We start from the raw sequence: 4,407 nt of genomic DNA, 5'->3' as shown, positions 1-4,407 counted from the left end.
GCTGGCAGGTGGACGCGTCTATCTGAACCCGCCGTTGTTCGTCGTCTTTGGGGTAGTCCTTGACGAAGCACCGCTCGCCGGTTGGCGAGTGCTTTTTCGCGACTTCGACGATCGTGCGCCGAACAATGACCGTGTGCGTCTTGAGGTTGATGTCGCAGGGGCGCAGCGCGATCAGCTCGCCCCATCGCAGCCCGGTCTCGATGGCGAGCAGCACCATCATCCGGTAGAGCGCGGGGAGTTTGGCGAGGATGGCCTCGAACTGGTCGGCGGTGATGATCTGCTTCGGCGTGGCCACGACCTTCGGCAGCGCCGTGTGCGATGCCGGGTTGACTGGGATCACTCGGTCGACAACCGCGCGGGCGAAGATCTTGTGCAGCAGCGCGTGGTACTTCACCGCTGACCGGGCGGACAGGCCGTCGCGGGTCGCGTCGTTGACCCAGGCCTGGATCATCGACGGGTTGATCCGCCGCATCGGCAGCTTCCCGAACCGCGGGATGAAGTGCTTGTCCAGGTAGGACCGGTAGGCCGTGCGGGTCGAGACTTCTAGGTGCTCGGTGGTGGGCCAGTAGTAGGTTGTCACGTAGTCGGCGAACGTGGTCCGCCCGGCCATGGGGGAGGCCCAGTCGCCGCGGGCCGCTTCGAGCTCGCGCTGCGCGGCGACCTTGGCGGCTTGCTTCTCGGTCTTGTAACCGCCTTCCTCGTGGTAGCGGCCGTCGGCGCCGAGGTAGACCGCGTAGTGGCGGACCGATCCGTCCTTCAGCGTCTTGGTGCGGGTGTAGGACATAGTCATGACCTCCTCACGCGCACCGATCATCGCACGAGGAACCAACGTTCGTTCCAGGCTCGTTCCAGAAACAGTGGCTGCCGGCCAGTTCCGGTCGGTGCCACCCACTGCCAGAGAACCCGTTGCCCCACAAGGGAAGCTAGGTGGTACTGACATGCGCTGAGATGCACCGATCTCGCGTGGGGCTGGGCTCATAACCCAGAGGTCGCAGGTTCAAATCCTGCCCCCGCTACTAATGTGATGTCTCGCGACATCGGAATGGCTCGGACCTGCGATGTGCAGGTTCGGGCTTATTTTTTTGTGGGTCCAGGTGGTCGTCCGGTGGGTTGGTAGTCGCGGCGTGGGTCGATGATGAGGTCGCGGAGGAGCTCGCCGGTGGCGGCGTCGACGATGCGGACGTGGAGGTCGTGGATGGGCAGGATGACGTCGGTTCGGGCGTAGGTTCGTCCGACCCCGATGTGGCGTAGGCGGCCGGCGACGCGCAGGGTGACGCTGCCGGCTTTGTCGATCTTGTCGCGGCGGACTCGGTCGTGGGTGTCGCTGCTGCGGTCGCGGCTGGGGGTGGCCTTGGGCAGCGACCGGTAGATCGTCGCGGGGGTGGCTCGGTGCGGCAGCGACCGGTGTGGGCGGCGCTGGTTGTACTCGTCGACGAACGCGTCGAGCAGCGTCTGCAGCTCGGCGATCGTGGCGGGTTGGACGCGTTGTGCGCGGAGCCACTTCTTCAGCGTCTGCTGGAACCGTTCGACCTTGCCTTGGGTCTGCGGGTGGTTGGGCTTGCCGTTCTTCTGGGTGATGTTGCGCTCGCGTAGCTCGTGCTCGAGGTGGTTGCGACCTGGGGTGCCGCCGAAGAGCCGGACGGTGAACACGCGTCCGTTGTCGGTGAGGGTGGAGGCCGGAAAGCCATGCGTGGCAGCGGCTTTGCGGAAGGTTGCCAGCACGATCCGGCCGGTGACCGCGGCGTGCGCGGTGACCGACAGGGCGTAACGGGAGCAGTCGTCGAGCCAGGTCAGGATCTCGACATCGGTGCCTTCCTCGACTCGCCGGATGCCGCCGCGGTGGGTGACGTGGCGGGTGCCGTCGACGAGGCGGTGGTGGGTGAAGTCGGACTGCCAGCACTCGTTCGGCATCTCGGCTTCGAACCGCAGGTAGGAGCTCTTCGGTCGCTTCGACGGATCCGGGGTGACGGTGCCGGCACGGACCAGGATCCGGTTGATCGTCGGCCGCGACACCTCGACACCGTGATGGTGGGCAAGGTGCCAGCCGATCGTGTCCGCCCCGGCGTCCAGCCCGGCCTCACTCAGCTGCTTGCGCAGCCGAACGATCAGTGCAACGGTTGCTGGCGCCGTCGCCTGCGGGCTGGCCTTGGGAGCACGAGACAGCGGCTCGAACGCCGCCTCACCCTCGGCGGCGTAGCGGACCATGAGCCGGCTGACCCAGCCCTGGGAGACGCCGTAGGTGCGGGCGACCTCGGACTGGGACTGGCCGGTCAGAACAGCGGTGATGACAAGGCGACGCTTCGACATGCCGAAGCTTGAGCGGCCACCGCTATTCCGATGACCTGCGACACGCTATGCCGATGTCGCGAGACACCCCATTCCGATGTCCTGAGCCAGGACACTGCCCCCGCTACTACGTTTTCGCAGGTCAGGCCCATGATCAACGATCTTGATCGTGGGCCTGAAGATCGTTTGACCGTCTGTTGACCGTGGATTTGGTGACACAAGACGGCACGGTGGAGCGCCGGTGGGGAGCTGTCGCGCCCCGACCCGGCCGCCTCCGCGACGGTCCGCGGAACCGGTCGTTCACGCAGAGGCCGGCGGGCGGTCACTAAGCCCGGATCCACCGTCCGCGTGAGGTAGGTCGCGCGTCGTAACGCCGAGATGCCCTTCTGCTGCAACAGAATCGATCTTGCGAAGGAAACGATTCGAAGCCAGCAGAAAGGCACCCGGTAGATGCGAGTCTCGCATGGCCTGAACGTCTTGTTCGACGATCCGAACCTCGTGTCGTGCGCAGGTCTGGCGCCGGTGCTGCAGTTGGCTGAGCGGGCCGGGCTGCAGCGGTTGACCGCCGAGCACGTTCGGATCGGCCAGCCGGGTGGTGTCAACGCGGATCTGAAGGTCTCGTCGCTGGTCGCTGGGATGGTCGCGGGCGCGGACTCCATCGATGACATGGCACTGTTGCGGCATGGCGGGATGGCCCGGCTGTTCACCGGGGTTCGGGCGCCGTCGACGCTCGGGACGTTTCTACGCGCCTTCACATTCGGTCACGTTCGTCAGCTCGATGCGGTCGCGTCGCGGCTGCTGATCAACCTGGCCGGCCAGGCGCCACTGCTGCCCGCCGAGGGTGATCTGGTCTACGTCGATGTCGACGACACGGTCCGGCAGACCTACGGCTATGCCAAGCAGGCCGCCGGTCGCGGCTACACCGGAGTGAAGGGTCTCAACGCGCTGATCGCGACGGTCAGCACACCGGCATCGGCGCCGGTGATCGCCGCCGTCCGGCTGCGCAAAGGCTCGACAGCGTCACCGAAAGGCGCGCACCGCCTGGTCGCCGACGCGCTCGTCACCGCCTCGACGATGAGCGTGAGCGGGCTGCGGGTGTTGCGCGCGGACTCCGCGTTCTACAGCCACGACGTCATCGCCGCCGCGATCCGCCACGACAGCTGCTTCTCGATAACAGCGCGGCAAGATCCCGCTGTCCGCAAGGCGATCGCGACCATCGGTGACGATGCGTGGACGCCGATCAAATACACCAGCGCCATCTTCGACGAGGCCCAGCAACGGTGGATCTCCGACGCGGAGGTCGCCGAAGTCCCTTACATCGCGTTCGCGTCCCGCGCGAAGGCCATGCAGGTCAGCGCGCGGCTGATCGTCCGCCGGGTCAAGGACATGAACCCGGCCAACCAGAGCGAGCTGTTCACCGCCTACCGCTACCACGCCGTGTTCACCAACAGCCCGCTGCCGATGCTGGCAGCCGAGTCGGCGCACCGCGCGCACGCGATTGTCGAGCAAGTCATCGCCGATCTGAAGAACGGGCCGCTCGCGCACCTGCCGTCCGGGCGCTTCTGGGCCAACAGTGCCTGGCTGGTCTGCGCGGCCATCGCGTTCAACCTCAGTCGCGCCGCCGGCGCGCTCGCCTCCACCTTCCACGCCAAAGCGACCACCGGGACCATCCGCGCGCAGCTCATCAATGTCCCGGCCCGGCTCGCCCGCTCCGCCCGGCGGCTCACCCTGCACCTGCCAGCAGCGTGGCCCTGGCAGCACGCCTGGCAACGGATGATCGACTCGACCGGACCACCGGCGACAGTCTGAGTTATCCGGCCGTCCGACAGGACCCGACAGCGCACGACGTGGAGATCAGCCGGCACGCCCGGCGACATCGCCACGCCCCCGACCAACGAGACGTCACGTCACCCGACTCACATCACCGACGACGATCGGACGGTGGATCCGGGCTTAGGGCCGAGCTCACCGATAGTCGGACGCTGTTCTTCCTCGACGGTCAGGCCCGGAGGTAGACCCAACGGTCCAACCGTGTGCGCCCTCCACAACGGGCGCTGGTGGGCAAGGTGCCAGCCGATCGTGTCCGCCCCGGCGTCCAGCCCGGCTTCACTCAGCTGCTTG

4 protein-coding genes and 1 tRNA gene are annotated in these 4,407 nt (G+C 66.8%); 2 read left to right on the top strand and 3 right to left on the bottom strand.

Going from position 1 to position 4,407, the window contains the following annotated elements; genetic code table 11:
• The coding region (locus tag VFW69_RS01635; RefSeq protein WP_526497495.1) for a site-specific integrase at window positions 1-790 on the bottom strand (790 nt) is incomplete at its 3' end.
• 131 nt (window positions 791-921) lie between these two features.
• Between VFW69_RS01635 and VFW69_RS01630 the strand changes: the two genes are divergently transcribed.
• Window positions 922-1,016 (top strand) — tRNA-Leu (locus VFW69_RS01630).
• Between the two features lie 58 nt (window positions 1,017-1,074).
• On the opposite strand, the gene VFW69_RS01625 is transcribed toward VFW69_RS01630, so the two are convergent.
• Window positions 1,075-2,307 (bottom strand): IS481 family transposase, encoded by a 1,233-nt coding sequence (locus tag VFW69_RS01625; RefSeq protein WP_526497493.1) that lies wholly within the window; start codon window positions 2,305-2,307, stop codon window positions 1,075-1,077.
• 429 nt (window positions 2,308-2,736) lie between these two features.
• On the opposite strand from VFW69_RS01625, the gene VFW69_RS01620 reads away from it, so the two are divergent.
• Window positions 2,737-4,095, top strand: coding sequence for an IS1380 family transposase (locus VFW69_RS01620; RefSeq protein ID WP_526497491.1), 1,359 nt, complete (start codon window positions 2,737-2,739; stop codon window positions 4,093-4,095).
• 107 nt (window positions 4,096-4,202) lie between these two features.
• On the opposite strand, the gene VFW69_RS01615 is transcribed toward VFW69_RS01620, so the two are convergent.
• A partial coding sequence (locus tag VFW69_RS01615; RefSeq protein ID WP_526497489.1) for a hypothetical protein occupies window positions 4,203-4,407 on the bottom strand: 205 nt, incomplete at its 5' end.

Origin of the sequence: Mycobacterium sp., assembly GCF_036273375.1 — a bacterium.
In the GTDB taxonomy this organism is placed as follows: Bacteria; Actinomycetota; Actinomycetes; order Mycobacteriales; family Mycobacteriaceae; genus Mycobacterium.
Note: the sequence above shows the minus strand (reverse complement) of the source record. Positions and strands in the feature narration are given on the sequence as shown.